Annotated in this window: 20 protein-coding genes; 13 read left to right on the forward strand and 7 right to left on the reverse strand. The window is 44.1% G+C overall.

All coding sequences use genetic code 11. The features are described 5' to 3' along the window. The first annotated feature begins 9 nt into the window (after window positions 1-9). On the forward strand, window positions 10-1,506 hold the full coding sequence (locus ICL16_RS09065) for a GTP-binding protein (RefSeq protein WP_190826531.1): 1,497 nt from the start codon (window positions 10-12) through the stop codon (window positions 1,504-1,506). Window positions 1,507-1,563: 57 nt separating this feature from the next. Here the strand turns inward: ICL16_RS09065 and ICL16_RS09070 are convergent, their stop codons facing one another. After that, window positions 1,564-3,204: a mechanosensitive ion channel gene (locus ICL16_RS09070; protein WP_190826533.1), complete on the reverse strand. Its 1,641-nt coding sequence runs from the start codon at window positions 3,202-3,204 to the stop codon at window positions 1,564-1,566. 338 nt (window positions 3,205-3,542) lie between these two features. Between ICL16_RS09070 and ICL16_RS09075 the strand changes: the two genes are divergently transcribed. Continuing rightward, the gene (locus ICL16_RS09075) at window positions 3,543-3,986 is read left to right on the forward strand and encodes an SRPBCC family protein (RefSeq protein WP_190826535.1); all 444 of its coding nucleotides are present in this window, start codon (window positions 3,543-3,545) and stop codon (window positions 3,984-3,986) included. A gap of 34 nt (window positions 3,987-4,020) precedes the next feature. Here ICL16_RS09075 and ICL16_RS09080 read toward each other — a convergent pair whose 3' ends face one another. Continuing rightward, window positions 4,021-4,851 (reverse strand): SirB1 family protein, encoded by an 831-nt coding sequence (locus tag ICL16_RS09080; RefSeq protein ID WP_190826537.1) that lies wholly within the window; start codon window positions 4,849-4,851, stop codon window positions 4,021-4,023. Window positions 4,852-5,037: 186 nt separating this feature from the next. Between ICL16_RS09080 and ICL16_RS09085 the strand changes: the two genes are divergently transcribed. The 6 genes from ICL16_RS09085 to ICL16_RS09110 all read left to right on the forward strand — a co-directional run bounded on the left by ICL16_RS09085 (window position 5,038) and on the right by ICL16_RS09110 (window position 11,591). Further along, complete coding sequence (locus ICL16_RS09085; protein ID WP_190826539.1) at window positions 5,038-5,340, forward strand: hypothetical protein; 303 nt, start codon at window positions 5,038-5,040, stop codon at window positions 5,338-5,340. Between the two features lie 12 nt (window positions 5,341-5,352). Then, window positions 5,353-6,534, forward strand: coding sequence for an MFS transporter (locus ICL16_RS09090; protein ID WP_190826541.1), 1,182 nt, complete (start codon window positions 5,353-5,355; stop codon window positions 6,532-6,534). A gap of 30 nt (window positions 6,535-6,564) precedes the next feature. Next, window positions 6,565-7,503, forward strand: coding sequence for an NADP-dependent oxidoreductase (locus tag ICL16_RS09095; protein ID WP_202895462.1), 939 nt, complete (start codon window positions 6,565-6,567; stop codon window positions 7,501-7,503). Between the two features lie 150 nt (window positions 7,504-7,653). Continuing rightward, a complete protein-coding gene (locus ICL16_RS09100; protein WP_420485262.1) occupies window positions 7,654-8,211 on the forward strand; it encodes a (2Fe-2S)-binding protein in 558 nt (185 codons plus the stop codon). A 93-nt stretch (window positions 8,212-8,304) separates the two neighbouring features. Continuing rightward, complete coding sequence (locus ICL16_RS09105; protein ID WP_190826543.1) at window positions 8,305-9,303, forward strand: FAD binding domain-containing protein; 999 nt, start codon at window positions 8,305-8,307, stop codon at window positions 9,301-9,303. After that, window positions 9,300-11,591 (forward strand): xanthine dehydrogenase family protein molybdopterin-binding subunit, encoded by a 2,292-nt coding sequence (locus tag ICL16_RS09110; RefSeq protein WP_190826545.1) that lies wholly within the window; start codon window positions 9,300-9,302, stop codon window positions 11,589-11,591. The genes ICL16_RS09105 and ICL16_RS09110 overlap by 4 nt, the downstream gene beginning before the upstream one ends. Before the next feature lie 167 nt (window positions 11,592-11,758). On the opposite strand, the gene ICL16_RS09115 is transcribed toward ICL16_RS09110, so the two are convergent. From ICL16_RS09115 to ICL16_RS09130, 4 genes are all read right to left on the reverse strand, one after another. After that, a complete protein-coding gene (locus ICL16_RS09115; protein WP_337906956.1) occupies window positions 11,759-12,115 on the reverse strand; it encodes a HigA family addiction module antitoxin in 357 nt (118 codons plus the stop codon). A gap of 74 nt (window positions 12,116-12,189) precedes the next feature. Further along, window positions 12,190-12,870, reverse strand: a complete 681-nt coding sequence (locus ICL16_RS09120; RefSeq protein WP_190826547.1) for an NADPH-dependent F420 reductase — start codon at window positions 12,868-12,870, stop codon at window positions 12,190-12,192. A gap of 57 nt (window positions 12,871-12,927) precedes the next feature. Further along, complete coding sequence (locus ICL16_RS09125; protein WP_190826549.1) at window positions 12,928-13,323, reverse strand: carboxymuconolactone decarboxylase family protein; 396 nt, start codon at window positions 13,321-13,323, stop codon at window positions 12,928-12,930. Window positions 13,324-13,382: 59 nt separating this feature from the next. Then, the gene (locus tag ICL16_RS09130; RefSeq protein ID WP_190826551.1) at window positions 13,383-13,568 is read right to left on the reverse strand and encodes a hypothetical protein; all 186 of its coding nucleotides are present in this window, start codon (window positions 13,566-13,568) and stop codon (window positions 13,383-13,385) included. 123 nt (window positions 13,569-13,691) lie between these two features. Here ICL16_RS09130 and ICL16_RS09135 point away from each other — a divergent pair, with 123 nt between their 5' ends. The 4 genes from ICL16_RS09135 (at window position 13,692) to trmFO (ending at window position 17,098) form a co-directional block, all read left to right on the forward strand. Next, window positions 13,692-13,847 carry a hypothetical protein gene (locus tag ICL16_RS09135; protein WP_190826553.1) on the forward strand — a complete coding sequence of 52 codons (156 nt, stop codon included), beginning with the start codon at window positions 13,692-13,694 and terminating at the stop codon, window positions 13,845-13,847. Beyond that, window positions 13,834-14,982, forward strand: a complete 1,149-nt coding sequence (locus ICL16_RS09140; RefSeq protein ID WP_190826555.1) for an XdhC family protein — start codon at window positions 13,834-13,836, stop codon at window positions 14,980-14,982. Before ICL16_RS09135 ends, ICL16_RS09140 begins: the two co-directional genes overlap by 14 nt. A 27-nt stretch (window positions 14,983-15,009) precedes the next feature. Beyond that, window positions 15,010-15,606: a nucleotidyltransferase family protein gene (locus tag ICL16_RS09145; RefSeq protein ID WP_190826557.1), complete on the forward strand. Its 597-nt coding sequence runs from the start codon at window positions 15,010-15,012 to the stop codon at window positions 15,604-15,606. Between the two features lie 151 nt (window positions 15,607-15,757). Then, window positions 15,758-17,098 (forward strand): FADH(2)-oxidizing methylenetetrahydrofolate--tRNA-(uracil(54)-C(5))-methyltransferase TrmFO, encoded by a 1,341-nt coding sequence (gene trmFO / locus ICL16_RS09150; RefSeq protein WP_190826559.1) that lies wholly within the window; start codon window positions 15,758-15,760, stop codon window positions 17,096-17,098. A 47-nt stretch (window positions 17,099-17,145) separates the two neighbouring features. Here trmFO and ICL16_RS09155 read toward each other — a convergent pair whose 3' ends face one another. Beyond that, on the reverse strand, window positions 17,146-17,469 hold the full coding sequence (locus ICL16_RS09155) for a hypothetical protein (RefSeq protein ID WP_190826562.1): 324 nt from the start codon (window positions 17,467-17,469) through the stop codon (window positions 17,146-17,148). A 144-nt stretch (window positions 17,470-17,613) separates the two neighbouring features. Between ICL16_RS09155 and ICL16_RS09160 the strand changes: the two genes are divergently transcribed. Further along, a complete protein-coding gene (locus tag ICL16_RS09160; protein ID WP_190826564.1) occupies window positions 17,614-18,855 on the forward strand; it encodes a murein hydrolase activator EnvC family protein in 1,242 nt (413 codons plus the stop codon). The last annotated feature ends 60 nt before the right edge of the window (window positions 18,856-18,915 follow it).

Here is an 18,915-nt window from a genome sequence, read left to right on the forward strand (position 1 = left end):
AAAATCGTTATGACTTCGGCTTTACCCGATCCACAGCACAAAGATTCATCTCAAACTGGAGATACCTCCAACTTGGAAGAGGAATTAGATAGGGCAATTTTTAGCTTTGATGATATTCAAGCAGAACTTAACTATAAGGAAGCACAAACAGCGTTACAAAATTTAGTAAATAATCTCGATCTTACTCCCCAGGAAAAAGACGGATTGGAGACGGAAATTGCCGAGCTAGAAACTATGCTGGGGAAATTAGAGCGCATGGTGGTGCAAATTGCTACCTTTGGGATGGTGGGAAGGGGTAAGTCTTCTCTACTTAATGCTTTAGTGGGGCAAACTGTATTTGAAACTGGTCCCTTGCATGGTGTTACCAAGGCTGCGCAACGAGTAAATTGGAGTATAACTGAGGAGGCAGTTGGGGATGAAAGGGCGTTGCGAGTTACTTTACCAGCAATAGGTAATTCGCAGGTGGAGTTGATTGATACTCCAGGGTTAGACGAAGTAGATGGTGAAACTCGTGCAGTTTTAGCCGAACAAATCGCAAAACAGGCAGATTTAATTTTGTTTGTGATTTCTGGGGATATGACAAAATTGGAACATGATGCTCTTTCTCAGCTCAGGGAAGTGGGTAAACCAATTTTACTGGTGTTTAACAAAGTAGACCAATATCCAGAAGCAGACCGGATGGCAATCTACCGCAAAATACGTGATGAAAGAGTGCGGGAGTTACTTTCACCAGATGAAATTGTGATGGCTGCAGCATCACCACTGGTAAAAACTATGATTCGTCGTCCAGATGGGACTAAGGGTGTGCAAGTGAGTACGGGGAAAGCCCAAGTGGATGAACTGAAGCTAAAAATATTAGAGATTTTGCAGCGTGAGGGTAAAGCTTTGGTTGCTCTTAATACCATGCTTTATGCTGACAACGTCAATGAGCAATTAGTGCAGCGCAAACTGATGATTCGAGAACAGAATGCAAATCAGTTAATTTGGAGAGCGACTATGACTAAAGCAGCTGCGATCGCTCTCAATCCTGTTACTGTAGTAGATTTTCTCAGTGGTGCGGTAATTGATATTGTCCTGATCCTGGGTTTATCAAAACTCTATGGTATCCCCATGACCGAAACAGGAGCCGTAAAATTGTTACAAAAAATCGCCCTAAGTATGGGCGGGATTAGTGCTAGTGAATTGTTAGCAAATTTGGGTTTGAGTGGGCTAAAAACTTTACTAGGCTTATCTGCACCTGCTACTGGTGGTGTTTCCTTAGCTCCTTACTTATCAGTAGCTGTAACTCAAGGCGCTGTAGCAGGTGTTTCTTCTTACGGAATTGGACAAGTTACCAAAGCTTATTTAGCCAATGGAGCTACTTGGGGACCTGATGGTCCTAAAGCCGTAATTAGTAAAATCTTAGCAACCCTTGATGAAAATTCAATTCTCAACCGGATTAAAGATGAATTGAGCCAAAAAGTCAAGATTAAAGGGCGGAGGGGATCAGAAATTGGGAATAGTTAATGGCTAATTGTTAATTGCTAATTGTACCATTAGCTATTAGCTATTAGCCATTAGCCATTATCTTTGACCTTTAAAAGAGTTTAGCCATTGTATAACTTGTTCTCTGGCAATGTCACGAGCGCCCAAACCAAAGGATAAGGCAATGGCAACAGCGATCGCTCCTAGTAAAAGTCCAAAAGCTAAATTGACAATATCACTAGCTAAGCCGATTTGTTGTAGTGCCATTGCTGAGACTAAGGCAATGATCGCAATCCGTGCTACTTGCCCTAAAATTCGTGCTTGGCGATCGCCTGAACTGGTGATAATACCGTAAGCCAGATTTGCCAGAAATAAACCGACGGCAAAAACTATCAAACCCGACAGAATCCGTCCCAAGATGATAATAATGCCCGTAACCAGTACTGTGAGTGCGGGAATATTGAGAATATTGACTGCCGCTACCGTAGCAAACAGCATAATGCCGACTAAAACAATAATGCCGACAATTTCTGATGGGGTACGGGTTTGTACTGGTGTGGTTGTTGGCGGTGGGATGACAACTCGTCTTGTGGGTGTAGGTAAACCCAAGGCAGCAAAAATGTTGTCAAAGCCTAAATTAGTGAGAATATTTGTGACTAATTCTGACACAAACCGTCCAACAAAATAAGCAACAATCAAAATTGCTATAGCGGTAAAGATTGCCGGCAGAGCATTGAGGATCTGTTGCAGCATCGCGATTGCCGGAACCGAAATCGCATCGATTCGCAGAGCATTAAGTGCGGCAATCGCTACAGGAATCAAAATCAAGACGTAAACAATCGTACCGATAATCGACGATAAAGATTGTACGCTTGATGCTGAACTTAATCCAAACCGAGTTCCTAATTGATCGATTCCGGTTGTTGCTAGTAAATTTGTAACAATCCGGCGTACCACATTAGCGACAAACCAGCCAATGGCGGCAATTACTATTGCACCCAGAATATTCGGTAAGACAGAAAGAATCTGTGTAATTAGAGTTTGTACTGGTAGTAGTGCCTGTCTCAGTTCTAAAGTGTCTAGAATGGGAATGAGAAACAGTAGAAAGATAAACCAGTACAAAGCGTTGCCAATTGTCTGTGCCAGAGACAATTGATTTAGACTGGGGGGAGCGTTATCTGCTGGTGGGTTGAAACGTTCATCGATCCGCAATGCCTCTAATCCGCGTATCGTCACTAGTTTGACGATTGTCGCTAATAGCCACGCTATTCCCAAAAGGATAAGCGCACCCACCAATTTGGGCAAGAAATAGCCAATTTGGTTGAGAAAACTATTCAGTGGCTGAGAAGCTACCCGCAAATCTAAGGTATCTAAAACGGCAACTACCGTGACTAGGAAAATTGCCCAAAATACCAGACTGGAGATAATTTTCTCTATTTGTGGAACATCTCTACCACCAGTTACCCCTGAGGCAATGCGGTTATCTATATTAGTACGATTGAGTAGGGAGCGTGTTACGCCTGCGGCAATTGCCGCAATTACCCACCCAATCAGTAAAATTGCTACTGCCCCTAGTAGGCGAGGCAAAAACTCAACTAACTGTCTTAGAAGTCCCTGTACGTAGTTGATCCCACCGTTTGCTTCTGGTGGCAAAGCTGGCGATTGCGCTAACAATCGCAGCACCTTCATCGACAAACCAACTTCCATCACCTGGGTTATTCCTTGCCAAGTTGTGTTCATGGTTTTCTGCCATTAAGGTTAAGTGATATTGCAAACAACATTGCTACTTCTGGAGTAGGTTGCCCTGAACAAGCCTACATTCCATAAAGTGCATTAGTGTTTTGCCTATCAATTTACCAGTAAACTCCTACAATTCGTTGAAATCAAGAGTAATTTTTTTACTTTGTGATTTTATATATAATTTTTCTCCTGAATGTTTCTAGAAGTATTGATAATACCTCATGTTTGACTATTCCCTTAGACATAAACCTAGTCTCAAATACAATACAGTAATGTCAAATGCTCGGCCATACCCGATTTTAGGTTAATCTGAGTGCAGATAGCATAAAATACGTCCAATGACGCAAATATTTGAACAAACAATTCAAATCAATACCACAGCCGCAGTGGTAGAACGTTGTATTACCGAACCTTTGCTCATGCAGCGCTGGCTTAATCCTCTACTTAGTTATGAACCTATTGGAGACAGTTCAACTCATTTAGGTGCTAAAAGTCGGTTTGTGATTCAAATACCGATCATAAAACCTACATTGAATAGTACTATTGTGGAAAGACAACCAGGTTTGGTAGTGTGGAGTTTTGATGGTTTTTTTAAAGGACGCGATCACTGGGAATGTCAACCAATCGAAAACGGAACACGCTTAATTAATCGCTTTGAATTTGAGATTCCCAACCCCATAGTTAGTTGGGGGTTTAAAGTTTTTGCCGAACAGTTGACAAAAGAAGATATGAATGCTCAACTACGTCGCCTCAAACTAGTTGCAGAAACATTGACAAATTAGTTAATTGTTAATTGTTAATTGCTCCCCTACTCCCCTACTCCCCTACTCCCTTACCCAACTTCGCCAGTAACTCTCGAATCATCAGCGCATCTTGTGCTTGCGGAACTTTTGTGAGATAATTTTCTAAATCACTAGCAGCTTGAGAAAATAAACCAAGTTGATAACTCAAAAGACCGCGATCACGCAATTCTAAAACCACTTCAGGAAACAGCAGTAAAATTCTTTCCACTGCTGCTAAAGCTTTTTCTAAGTCTTTGTTGTGCAAGTAAATGTATTTGAGATTAGTTAGTAAGCGTGCCAAAAATTGGCGATTGCTTACCGTAGCTAACATTTCTGGCTGTAGTGTGATGGGACGCTGATAAATTTGTGTCAGTCGTTCTTGACAATCTTGTGCAAATATCACCTCGCCATGATTGAAAGCATCAACAAAAATCTCCATTTCGGGAAGATTTGGACGGATGAGGAAATGTCCTGGCATTCCTACCCCTACCATAGGAAAATCAATTCGTCGAGCCAATTCCATATAAATAAGCGATAGGGTGATGGGAATTCCTTTTCGGCTGTCAATTACATCATTAAGGAAACTATTACAAGGATTATAGTAATCGTCTACATTCCCAGCGAATCCTAAATCATCATAGAGATACTGGTTAATAATCTGAATCACTCGCAAAGGATATTGTTGAAATGGTAAACGCTCTTGTAGCTCTTGCGCCATTGTATCGAGTGCATTCAAGTATTCTTCTGTGTCGAGGTAGGGATATTCTTCTTGAGCAATGTACAAAGCCGCCTTCGCTAAGTTAATATACTCATCAGCTTGCTGGATCTCTTGGTAAAAATATTGTCGCCCCGACGAGAAATTCATAACTAGTCACAGAATAAGTATCTTAGGACAAGCAAAGCTTTTTTTGTCCCTAACCTCTTATTATAAAGAGTCCCATAATTTTAAAATCTAATTTTTTGTAGATGTTTCCATCAAGTTAGTCTACTTTGAGCTAGATTTCCGAAATCGAGTTGAGAGTAGCTGTATCTCATAATTAAGTGAAATGGCATGGCAATGCTCTCTCTACACTCATGTGGAGGGGGCACTTTTTTAGTTAATGCCGATATTCAGGAAATCGAAGCATTCTTTGTTGAGGAAAAAGATTCACACGTTCACCCCATTGGCATTAAAGGCGTGGGCGAGATTGGTAATGCCGGCTCAGGCGCAGCAGTAATCGCAAAATGTAGAAACGTTACATGTAACGGAGCCACTTGCGTGCGGGGGTTCCCCCCGTTGAGCAATGTGGCGTTCTCTACAGGTATTGTGGTTTTAATAGCGGATGCGTATATAAAGTCAATTTCGTTCAATTAGAACAATATACTTATGAGCAAACCAGCTAATTCGCTTCCAGTCAAAGTTACGCTACTGCTTGTTAGCACTTTGACAGTCATGTCTAATGCGACAATCGCCCCATCGCTGCCACTGATGCGGGAAAGTTTCATTAATGTTAATAACGTAGACTATTTAGTTAGGCTAGTTCTGACGGCTCCATCTCTTTTTGTTGCCATCGGGGCACCCTTTGCCGGCTTTATTATCGATCAACTTGGGCGCAAACCGCTGCTAACTATAACCTTACTGGTTTATGGATTGGCAGGTAGTTCTGGCTTGTGGTTGAATTCCTTGGGGCTGATTCTGGTGGGAAGAGCGCTTTTGGGCTTGAGTGTAGCTGGAATTATGACGACTGTGTTGACGTTGATTGCTGATTATTATGTGGGTTCAGCTAGAACGCAATTTCTTGGTTGGCAATCTGCCTTTTCAGCGTTGGGAGGAGTTGTGTTCCTCTCTGTAGGTGGCTTCTTAGCTGATATTGGCTGGCGTCTACCATTTCTCATCTATTTAATCGCTTGGTTGTTCGTGCCACTAGTGCTAATGTTCTTGCCTGAACCCAGTCGCACTAGTCAAAGTGCAACGCAACAGAACACACCAATTGAGCCAACCACCCTGCCGTTAGGAATTGTGGTGTTTACTTACGGGATTGCTCTGTTGGTTCAAGCCGTATTTTACATGATTCCGGTGCAATTGCCCTTCTACTTAAAGAGTTTGACCAATGCTACTGCCTCTGAAAGTGGGCTTGCGATCGCCTTTGGTAGTTTTTTTGTGGCAGTTGGCTCTCTATTATACCAGCGGATTAAAGCCCGCTTGACTTTCATTAGTGTTTACTCCATGGGTTTCATCAGCATGGGAGTTGGCTATGGAGTCATCAGCTTGGCAAATAGCTACGCCATCGTTCTTTTGGGGTTGGCTATCGCAGGTTTTGGACTTGGTTTGCTTGTTCCAAATATGAATCTGTGTCTGACTTCCATAACCCCGGCTGTGTTACGTGGACGAACTTTAGGTGGACTAACAACCTGCTTTTTTCTCGGACAGTTTATTTCACCACTGCTGAGCCAACCGTTGGGTCAATTAGTTGGTCTAAGTATAGCTTATCGATTAGCTGGTATTCTACTGGTTGTATTAGCTTTAATGACTTTAGCCGTCATGTCGAGACATAAAAACTGGGCATAGAGATAGTTAATTCTTCCAGGAGAACAGATAATGGTAACAATGAAAGCAGTGCGTATTCACGAACATGGTGGACTGGAAACTTTAGTCTACGAAGACGCCCCGATACCCAAACCAGGGGAAGACGAAATTTTAATTCGCGTTCATGCAGCAAGTGTCAATCCTGTTGACTGGAAAATTCGTGACGGCTTTGGCAAAGACAACTTCAAGCACCACTTACCTTTGATTCTCGGTTGGGATGTAGCTGGAATCGTGGAAGAAACTGGTGCAAAAGTAGAGCAGTTCCAACTAGGAGATGCAGTATACGGCTACACTAGCTTATTCCGTGATGGTGCTTACGCAGAATTTATGATTGCCAAGCAAACTGAGATTGCTCTAAAGCCTAATTCCGTTGATTTTATTGAAGCAGCCGCCATCCCAGTTGCAGCAATGACGGCATGGCAAGCAATATTTGATACAGCAGGTTTAGATGCAAATCAAAGAGTGCTGATTCACGGGGCATCGGGTGGAGTTGGTTCAATGGCGGTGCAGTTGGCAAAGCCGAAAGGTGCTTATGTCATCGGCACAGCATCAGCACGTAATGCCGACTTTGTGCGTGAGTTAGGAGCCGACGAAATCATTGACTACCAGAAAACCAAGTTTGAGACAGTTGTACGGGATGTGGATGTAGTCTTAGACACAATCGGAGGTGACACTCAAGAGCGTTCCTTTGGCGTGTTGCGAAAAGATGGATTTCTTGTCTCTATAGTCTCTCCTCCATCAGAAGAAACAGCAGCAAGTCATGGCGTGAGATGCGCTATGGTTGGGGTTCAATCCAATGGGGCACAACTCAAAGAGATCGCCGCGCTAGTGGATTCTGGAAAACTTAAGATTTATGTCGAAACGGTGCTGCCATTAAGTGAGGTAAGACAGGCACACGAGATGAGCCAGAGTGGACGCACAAGGGGTAAAATCGTTTTGCAAGTGGTGTGAAATAATGGACTTGTTGCAATGCGGAATTGATGTGGAACCACAGATGGACACAGATAAACACAGATAATAGACACAGCAGTGAAAAACAATGTAGAGACGTTCCATGGAACGTCTCTACAAGGGTTGTAGACAACTTTGAGGAATAAGAGCATGGAGAACACTAATACCGCTACTACAAAGCGCGTATCTATACTTGAGCAAATGCCTTCGCCAAGTTCGCTCACTTCTACGTCTTCTCAGACTATCCCGGTGACGTTAAATATCAATGGCACAGAACACACTTTGCAGATCGATCCGCGTGTAACTTTACTAGATGTGCTACGAGAATACATCGGTTTGACGGGGACAAAAAAAGGGTGCGATCATGGGCAGTGCGGTGCATGTACTGTACTAGTTGATGGACACCGCATTAACTCTTGCCTAACGCTAGCTGTTTCCTACGAGGGTGAGGAAATTACAACTATTGAGGGTTTAGCTGATGGTGAAGAGTTACACCCTGTACAAGCAGCATTCATCCAACATGATGCTTTTCAGTGTGGTTACTGCACTCCGGGACAAATTATGTCAGCTGTGGGAATGCTGGCGGAAGGACACGCTGAAACAGATGACGATATTCGCGAACAAATGAGCGGTAATATCTGCCGATGTGGTGCTTATGTAAATATACTCGCTGCTGTTCGTCAGGTGTATGAGCAAGAGCATAGTTAAAAAATTGCTAATTGCTAAATGCTAATTGCTAAATGCTGATTGCCATTAACAATTAGCCATTAGCCATTAGCTATTAACCATTAACCATTAACCATGAACCCATTTACATATTTACGCGCCGCTAACTCAGAAGAGGCGATCGCCACAATCATCCGCGAACCAGAGGCAATGTTTATCGCGGGTGGCACTAATATACTTGACTTGATGAAGGAAGGTGTGCATACGCCGAGTCAATTGGTTGATATTCGCAAACTCCGGGGGGCGGAAATTGTCAACAAAGATGACGGTGGTATCCGAATTGGAGCGACTGCACGTAATAGCGATGTCGCTTACCACTCTTTAATTCGCTCTAATTATCCCGTGTTGTCGGAAGCTATTCTTGCTGGAGCTACTGCACAATTACGGAATATGGCGACTGTGGGTGGCAACTTGATGCAGCGCACCCGCTGCTCCTACTTTCATGATACTGCTTTTGCCTGTAATAAACGTCAACCAGGTTCTGGCTGTGCTGCATTAGAAGGTTTCAATCGTATGCACGCCATTCTTGGCACAAGCGAACATTGTATCGCCGCTAACCCCAGTGATATGTGCGTTGCTCTTGCTGCCCTTGATGCAGTTATACTAACCCAGGGACCTAGCGGTGAGCGCCGTATTCCTATTACTGAGTTTCACTTATTACCGGGTGAGACACCGCATCTGGAGACGGTGCTGGAACACGGCGAGATGATTACAGCAGTTGATTTGCCTTCTATGCCTTATGCTCATCGATCGCACTACTTAAAGGTACGTGACAGAACTTCCTATGCTTTTGCGTTGGTGTCTGCTGCTGTGGTACTTGATATAGATGGTGAAGTGATTCGTAATGCACGAGTTGCACTTGGCGGTGTGGGGACGAAGCCGTGGCGCTCTTTAGAGGCGGAGCAGGTTTTAGTTGGTGCAAGAGCTAATGAAGGAACTTTTGTAGCGGCAGCAGATGCAGCAGTACAAGGAGCTAGTCCACGCCATTTTAATCAATTTAAAGTTGAGTTGGTGCAGCGGACTTTGGTGGAAGCTCTCAAGGTAGTAGCAGCAATGGAAGGAGGAATTGTATGAGTACACAAACAATCGAGCAGGTTGTAGGTAAGCCGATTAATCGGGTGGATGGACGATTGAAGGTTACGGGTATGGCTCATTACTCGGCGGAGATTGAGCTTGAGAATGTAGCTTATGCTGTGCTGGTTAAGAGTACTATTGCTAAGGGTAGTATTACTAACATTGATGTGACGGGGGCCCAGAAAGCTCCTGGGGTATTAGCGGTGATTACTCATTTGAATGCCCCGAAGTTGAATAATTTAGAGGAGGAAAACTTTGCCATCGGAAAACTGGGCGAAAAGCTGATGCCGCTGCAATCAGACCAAGTGTATTATGATGGGCAAAATATTGGTATTGTTGTTGCTGAAACGTTTGAGCAGGCACGGTACGCTGCTTCACTTGTTCAGGTAACATATGACGAACAAAAGCCAGTTTTTGAGATTGAACAGGGGTTATCACAAGTATATAAACCGACTCAGTTCTTCGGTGAACAACTGCAAGTGGAGCGTGGTGATGTTGAGCAGGCGCTGGCGGAAACAGATGTGCGGGTGGAAGCAACTTACACTACCCCAATTGAACATCACAATCCGATGGAGCCAAGTGCATCCACCGCTATTTGGGATGGCGATCGCCTAACTATTTACGATACGACCCAGTGGGTACAAGGTACAGGTCGAATCGTTGCTTATATTCTTGGTATTCCTGACGAAAGCGTTAAGATTATATCACATTACCTTGGTGGTGGGTTTGGGTGCAAAGGTTTTACATGGTCGCACCCTGTTTTGGCGGCGATCGCTGCACGTAAAATCGGTCGTCCAGTCAAATTGCCTCTCACGCGCCAGGACATGTTTACATCCTGCGGACATCGTGCCCGCACAATTCAAGAAGTGACGCTGGGCGCAACTAAAGACGGAAAGCTCACTGCCATTCGCCATGTGACGACAACCGAAACGTCGCCAGTTGATGAATTCGTTGAGGCGTGCGGGTTGACAACTCGGATGCTTTATGCATGTCCCAATTTACAAGTAGCCCACAATATCGTTCCACTTAACATCGCCACCCCAACGCCCATGCGTGCGCCTGGTGAAGCACCTGGTACTTTCGCGCTAGAATCGGCAATGGATGAGTTAGCGTACAAGTTGGGAATTGACCCGGTTGAACTTCGCCTCATCAATCATGCTGATGTTCATCCCCATACTAACAAGCCGTGGTCGAGCAAATATCTCAAGGAGTGTTATCAACTTGGTGCCCAAAAGTTCGGTTGGACACGTCGTAATCCTACACCAGGTTCAATGCGGGATGGTGAAAACCTGATTGGCTGGGGAATGGCAACTGCAACCTATCCAGGCTACCGCACTCCAGCAGCAGCAAAAGCGCAAATCTTTGCTGATGGTCGGGTTGTAGTGTCAAGTGCAACACATGATATCGGTACAGGTACGTACACAGTGATGACGCAGGTTGTTGCTGATGTACTTGGGCTGCCTGTGGAACAAATAGAGTTCAAACTGGGCGATTCATCAATGCCTATGGCACCGGTAGCAGGTGGTTCTCAGTCAGCCGCTAGTGTTGCCCCGGCTGTTAAAGGGGCAGCAGAGGAAGTGCTCAAGAGATTAATTGATATTGCCATTGCTGATGAAGCTTCTCCATTGTATCAAGCTTCCCCAGAGGCGATCGCCACAGATTCAGGACGTATCTTTCGTAAGAACTCACCATCAAGAGGAGAAACCTACACCGAGATTCTCCGCCGCAATAACTTGCCGTTGGTAGAAGTTGAAGCGTTAGCAAATACCGCTTCATCTGAGTCACAGGAAGCTCGCAACCCAGCGGTAAGAATCTGCGCTGGCAAAGATGAAAATGCCGATATGCAGCAGTATGCGTTTCAATCCTTTGGCGCACAGTTTGCTGAAGTACGCATAAACCCGCGTTTAGGTCAAGTGCGGGTTACACGTTTGGTTAGCGCTATCGATGTTGGACGCATCCTCAACCATAAAACTGCACGCAGTCAAATTCTGGGTGGTGTCGTCTTTGGGTTAGGTATGGCATTGATGGAAGAGACAGTAGTTGATTCCCAAAGCGGTCGTTTGCTTGTACGTAATTTAGCTGATTACCATGTGCCTGTTAATGCTGACATTCACGAAATGGAGGTGCTATTCATCGATAAACCCGATCCGCGCATTAGTTCGATAGGTGTGCGTGGTGTAGGTGAGATTGGTATTACAGGAGTTGCGGCGGCGATCGCCAACGCTGTCTATCACGCCACAGGTAAACGCATCCGCGAGTTACCAATTACACCAGACAAGCTGCTGTAAAACATAACGCAGGCGACAGAGATTGTCGGGTTGACATCAACCAACCGTCAACCACTATAGACATCTCTAGAAATTAATTGTGCTTTGTCTGTAACCCTTGTAGAGACGTTCCATGGAACGTCTCTGAGCTTGTTTTTCACTGCTATGTCTTATGTTGATATTTTGATTTACTGTACTTGGGACAGTCCAGTTTCTTCTTCTCTTTGAGCCAGATGAGCGCGATATTGGGCTTCACGACTGAGCCAAAAAGCTGCTGTACTCCCCAAAACCCGCTCTAGCTTCAAAGCAGTTTCTTCATTGATAGGTGCTTTGCCATTGATGAGCAAGCTGATATGCTTTTCTGTGTAGCCTAAACGGTCTGCTAACTGTGCTTGTGTCCAATCACGCTCTTCTAATAAATCAGCAATGGTATCACCAGGGGGAGATACCCAATCTGGAGTGAATGTTCGGGTTATCTCAATCATGGTAATTCCTAATGAAAATAATACAAACTGTAGTAACTTCTGAGCAATCAATGCTTCCACCCTTCTTCCCTGATAACAGTTGAAACATGTTATAATCTCCAAACTCTACAATTGGTGTAAGATGTGTAGTGAATTCACTTTAAAGCCGAAGCTTGCCGTCCGCCTAAACGTTGTTCTTGTGCAGCAGGTAGGACTTTGACAGAGATAGTTGCATATGAGCCTTGTTGTTGACCAATCATGATTAGGCGAATGAAATCTCCCAACCCTTCCACCAATCGAGCATTACGTAAAACACCGCAATCCATCGGGGCAAATCCAATTTCAAGAGCAAGCTGCATGACTGTTTTTCTAGCTTGTTCGTCATCTCCGGCAACAAAGACCGAAACTTGATAATCCTTGAGCGGTTCAGGTGCTAATTCAAACACCTCCTGTGCCATTGTATTGAATGCTTTGACCACGCGACTATTTGGAACATATGAAGCAAGCTTTTCTGCTAGCGATTCCTCAATTGCGGGATAGGCAAATCCTTCCGGTATATCCTGGTTGTTGCAATCGATGATAATCTTACCATTTAAAACGTCAGCGTTAGATAACAATTCCTTTGGCATAATGCCGCGTGCTGTCCACAAAATCACATCAGCAAACGCCGCCGCCTCATCATTTGTACCACCTTGCGTTCCGCGTCCGGCGAATTCAGCCACTGCCCTTCCTTTTTCGGCATCGCGGGAACCAAAAAATACTTGATGTCCCTGTTGCGCCCAGAGAATACCTAAAGAACGTCCCATGTTGCCACTACCGATGATTCCTATTTTCATAACTTGAATTCCTTGAGCCTTCCATCGACGTGATTTAGCGGTTTGTTCATTCCTCCATCAACCTTTCGCTTCATCAGTGCGCAGTTCATTTAATATGGCGCTACCGTTGTTAAGTGGACCTAATGCGACAACAGCAGATGCTAACTCTGCTACCTTGTGCAGTTCTTCCCAGGTTGCACCTGCTTTCCGGGCGGCAATAGCGTGAAATTTGGCAGCGCCAGCGCCTGAAGTCAAAAGCATACCAAAAAGCATCAATTGTGTCGTTTTAGTATCAAAAATATCAGAGTAAAAGGCATGAGCGCGGAGTTGTTCAGCAAGGCGTAGAGCCTCTGGATCGACATCGCCACTAAACTCAAACTTTGCCGCAGGTAGCGGTGGAACCGAGCCGAACAGTTCGGCATAGCTGTTGCGAAAGACAGCGAGGTCTGAAGGTAATTGATTATTTGTGGTCATAACTAAGATCCTTGACTTTTTTTACAAACATGTAATATTATTGACCAGGAATTTGCAAATTACTGTAGTAATTCTTCAGAGAGAGCAACGTTACCGCGTGCAAGCAAGTCTTTACCGCGTAGTGCAGATGTAACTCTGGCAATGTTTGCACCATGATGCCTGCCAACGAGCATCATTTCCTTAGTAATGCCGACTGGTTCCATACCCGAACCACCAGAAATGTATACAATTAGTATTTTCGTCATCTGCTTTGTTTTCTTTTTTGTGTAACTTTTTAACACTCCATAATAAACACCTTATAGATCGAAGTTCTTTTTGTCCAATACTATTTTTAAAGTGAACTAATACCTTTAAAGTATGAATTAACTATGGTTGAGTTTGACTGTGGGGCATTACGCAATGCCCGCATGGTAGAAGCCTTAGGAGACTTCATCCTTTTCATGAGCGGTGGAATGCAACTTGGTTCCTACGTTACCATCAAAGTACTGATAGCCCATCAACCTGAATCTTATGAAAGAACTTGACGATATAGTTACTGCATACGAGCAAGTTAAAAATAGCTGTCAAACCGCTGCCCTTGCTACTGTTGTTAAAGTCAAAGGCTCTACTTACCGACGACCGGGCGCTCGAATGCTCATGACCTCAGATGGTAAGATGGTAGGCTCTATTAGTGGGGGCTGTCTGGAAAATGATGTTTTTGAACAAGCAAAACTTGTTATGACTTCTTTTGAACCAATTTTGCTGAAGTACGATCCAGAAGTTACAGAGGATATTATTTGGGGACTAGGCTTGGGTTGTAATGGTGCAGTTTATGTTCTCATTGAACGCTTGGATGGACAAATAAAATTCATCAGTGAGTGTTTAAATAATAGAAAACTAGGTGTTTTGGCAACAGTGTTTTGTGTAGAGGGTGATGTACCAGTAAAGGTTGGAAATCACCTGATGTTTCAGGACAAAGTTGTAGAAAGTGAAATTGCTGATTCTATTATCACCCAAGCTATAATTACCGATGCTCAAGTAGCCATAAAAAACAGAAAGTCCAAGGTGAGAACTTATCAACTATCAACAGGTAGTGCAGAAGTTTTGATTGAAGTAATCAAACCACCAACTCCGCTACTTATATTTGGGGCTGGTCAAGATGCTATACCTGTGGTAAGCTTTGCCAAAGAATTAGGTTGGGATGTCACTGTAGTTGACCACCGTCCTGCCTATGTTACACAGGAACGTTTTCCTATTGCTGATAACCTAGTTCTCTCTAGTGCTGAGGCAGCTCATCAACATGTGTCGCTCGACGATCGCACAGTAGCCCTCATCATGACACATAATTACTTCCACGACCGAGAGCTTGTGAAAATGCTACTACCTTCTGCTGTACGCTACATAGGTATCCTTGGTCCAAAAAGCAGAACTAAAGAATTACTTGAAGATTTGCTTGCACAGGAAATAGTTTACAGCGAAGAACAACTCAACCGAGTATATGCCCCAGTTGGGATTGATATCGGGGCTGATACACCAGTAGAAATTGCTCTTTCGATTGTAGCGGAAATTCAAGCTGTCCTCGCCCATCGTTCTGGTGGTTTTTTAAGAGATAGAATTGGTTCAATTCATCAAAATGTTGACGAAACCGTAGAGACGTTCCGCCGGAACGTCTCTACATAATCCAAAATCCCTAATCTAAAATCCAAAATGGTATCAGTTGGTGCAATCATTCTTGCCGCAGGCGCATCCACTCGCATGGGTACTCCTAAACAACTATTACAATTTCAAGGACACAGCTTTTTAGAGCGCACTGTAGATGCAGCGCTTGCTTCTGTTTGCCAACCAGTTGTAGTTGTGCTAGGGGCATATGCTGAAAAAATACGCCCTTGTATCGATCATCTTCCCGTCATGGTTGTACATAATCCCCACTGGAACGAGGGGATGGGTGCTTCGATTCGAGTCGGTGTCACTGCCATCAACGCTACTTGTGAAGAAATAGAAGCAGTAGTTTTGGCACTTTGCGACCAACCATTCGTTTCTTTTGATCTGATCAATCAACTTGTAGACGCTTATTATACCACACGCAAAGATATTATTGCTTGTGAGTATGCTAGAACATTGGGCGTACCCGCTCTTTTTAGCCGCAAGTTTTTTCCAGATCTGATAAATTTAAATGCTGTCGCTGGGGCAAAACAAGTGATCAAACAACATGGACATGAGGTTTTCCCCCTTCTTTTTCCGGCAGGGAAAGTAGATATTGATACACCTGAAGATTACGAACAATTGCAGGAAACACACCTTTAAATAACTTGGCAAAGTGATGCTGTTGCTTGTCAGCTGTGTCCAATGGATCACCAAAGCTGTCTATCACGCCACAACCCTCCTATGGCGCTAGCTTCTCTGCGATTACTTAATCATCAGCTATATTATAGATATGCAACTTTAGTATTTAACTATGGAAAAACAACCGATACAAGTAATTGGAGGTGGACTAGCTGGAACAGAAGCAGCGTGGCAAATAGCACAGGCTGGAGTGCCAGTAATTCTGTATGAAATGCGACCCAACCGCTACAGTGGTGCTCATCATACAGAACATTTAGCAGAATTAGTATGTAGTAACTCCTTTGGCGCAATGGCAAGCGATCGCGCTACAGGTTTATTGCACGAAGAATTACGTCGGCTTGGTGCGATCGTCATCGCCAAAGCAGACGAACACACAGTTCCCGCAGGTGGAGCGCTAGCAGTAGATAGAGGAGTATTTAGCCAAGATTTAACTCAAACCCTCGCTAACCATCCCTTAATTGAACTTCGTCGCGATGAAGTACGTATTATTCCAGAAGGGATTGTAGTTTTAGCAACTGGACCATTAACCAGCCCAGACTTAGCTGAAGATTTGCGCCGCTTCACAGGGATGGAATACCTCAGCTTTTTCGATGCCGCCAGCCCCATCATTGTGGGAGAATCAATCAACAGGGACATTGCTTTCCTTGCCTCGCGTTACGACAAAGGCGAAGCAGCTTACCTTAATTGTCCCATGAACAAAGAACAGTACCTGCGGTTTTGGCAAGCACTTTGTACAGCCGAACAAGTCGAACTGAAAGATTTTGAGCGGGAAACAGCAAAGTTTTTTGAAGCTTGTCTACCCATAGAAGAATTAGCACAGCGGGGCGAAGATACAATGCGTTATGGTCCCCTTAAGCCAGTTGGTTTAACCCCCCCCTCTGTCCCCTCCGTGAACGGGGGGGATGCAAGGGGGGGTGAACGTCCTTACGCCGTAGTGCAGTTGCGACAAGAAGATAAAGCAGGTCAACTTTGGAATATGGTAGGATTCCAAAGTAACCTGCGCTGGGGTGAGCAAAAGCGAGTGTTCCAAATGATACCAGGTTTGGAAAATGCCGAATTTGTGCGTTTAGGAGTGATGCACCGCAATACATTTATTAATGCACCTCAGTTAATGTTGCCAACTCTACAATTTAAGCAACGTCCAACTTTACTCGCTGCAGGTCAATTAATTGGTACAGAAGGTTACACAGCAGCTTCTGCTGGTGGATGGTTAGCAGGAACCAACGCAGCGCGACTTGCTTTGGGGAAAGAACCTTTGACACTACCAACAACAACAATGATGGGATCGTTGTTTGAATTTATTAGTTCAGCTTCGCCCAAGCATTTCCAGCCAATGCCACCAAATTTTGGTATATTACCAGAACTAGGCGAAAAAATCAAGAATAAACAGGAACGTTACGGACGTTATCGCGATCGCTCTCTGGCTGATTTAGCAAATTGGCAATATCTGTAGAGACGTTCCGGCGGAACGTCTCTACGGGAATGCAAATTTTACGCATATCAGGATTGAGGTTTCTTGCGTTGGTCTTGAATGGTATCATCTTTCATGGAAGCTATGCCATGTACCCCCAATGCAGCGATCGCACCACCGATAAATCCCCAAGTTCCATCGGCGAGAGCATCCAAACGATGACCTAAACTACGATGATAGGCAAGCTCTAACTGCCGATTATTAGTTCTGTTCTCTCTAGTCAGCTTTTCTACATATCTTTCTGTTCTTTCCAGCGCTTCGTAATCAACATTGAATGAATATATTGATGATAACGCGATTAATAAACCAGGAATAACTAGGGAAATCAAAAGAATTGCTCTGCCTGAACTCATAGAACCTCATAAGGCAAATGATTTGAGTTAATGCTGGCACAGCTAAAACTTTTTATTAGTATCTGGCAAACAATATGCATTTGGTCAAGTGTATTTTGGGAACAATAACGTGGTATTTGTCGCCATTGCTTTGCTCAAAACCACATGAGAGCGCTTTTTTTCCCCAAACCAAGTAAATATTTGTGTTTACAGCTTGTTTTTTGCTGTATTTTATGCGTATGGATATTATTTTTTTTCATACCAGTTGATGCGGAACCCCCCCTGTGTCCCCCCCGTGAACGGGGGGGATGCAAGGGGGGGTTGATTGCACAGTCTAAAGAAATTGACACTTTGCAAAAGCAACAAAAACAGATTAATCAACAAAGAACAGGAGTAATTGAAGAGCGTAATCGCTTATCCAATATTCAACAAGTAGCACAAGATCGTCTCAATGGCTTGCAGCAAAATCTACAAATTACTGACAATAATATTCTTGATAGCAATCTGCGACTGCAACTGGCAACTGAACGTCACAAACAATTGTCAGCTTCTTTAGCGGTGGCTCTTCAAGCATATGTGCAACATCAAGCCGCAACTATTGCTCGTCTACGTTTTCTCCAACGTTCTCACACTAATCAAGGATGGGCAGTTTTGTTGCAAAGTCAAAATTTGAGTGATTTTTTAGATCGTCGTCGTCAGTTACAGCTAGTATATCAAGCTGACCAACAAGTGTTGGTAAAACTTGGTCAACAGGCAAATAGGATTGACAAGCAAAAAATAGCCGTTGAAGAACAAAAAAACGAAATCGACTTGATTAGAGGGCAACTACTAGCACAAAAAGCCGATTATCAAGCTCAATCGCAGTTACAGGATGAGTTAATTCAACGCTTGAATAGCGATCGCCTTGCATTAGACGCAGCCCAATCTCAGTTAGAAAGAGATTCACAGGCTATTGGTATTTTAATTCAAAAAAAGGTAGCACAAGCGAAAGCAAACAGTGCTAAAGGTATTTTCATTCGCGGCACTGGTATACTAGCATATCCAACTGATGCTCCGGCTAGCAGTGCTTTTGGTTGGCGGGTACACCCAATTCTTGGCTACAGCCGCTTTCATACCGGATTGGACTTTGCCGCCAGCTACGGTAGTACAATTCGAGCAGCAGATTCTGGAACTGTGATTTTTGCTGGTTGGTATGGCGGTTATGGTAAAGCAGTGATTATCGATCACGGCAAAGGCATCACTACTCTCTACGGTCATACTAGCGAATTGTTGGTTGGGGAAGGTCAAACAGTACAGCGCGGAAGTGCGATCGCCTCCGTTGGTTCTACGGGTTTATCCACCGGTCCCCATCTCCATTTTGAAGTACGTCGTGATGGTACACCAGTAGATCCCGCAAATTTCCTTTGACCCAGAAACCCGGTTTCTTAAAGAAACCGGGTTTCTAAAGTGCAAGTTTTCTGCAAAAGT

Origin of the sequence: Iningainema tapete BLCC-T55, from assembly GCF_014698965.1 — a bacterium.
Classification (GTDB): Bacteria; Cyanobacteriota; Cyanobacteriia; order Cyanobacteriales; family Nostocaceae; genus Iningainema; species Iningainema tapete.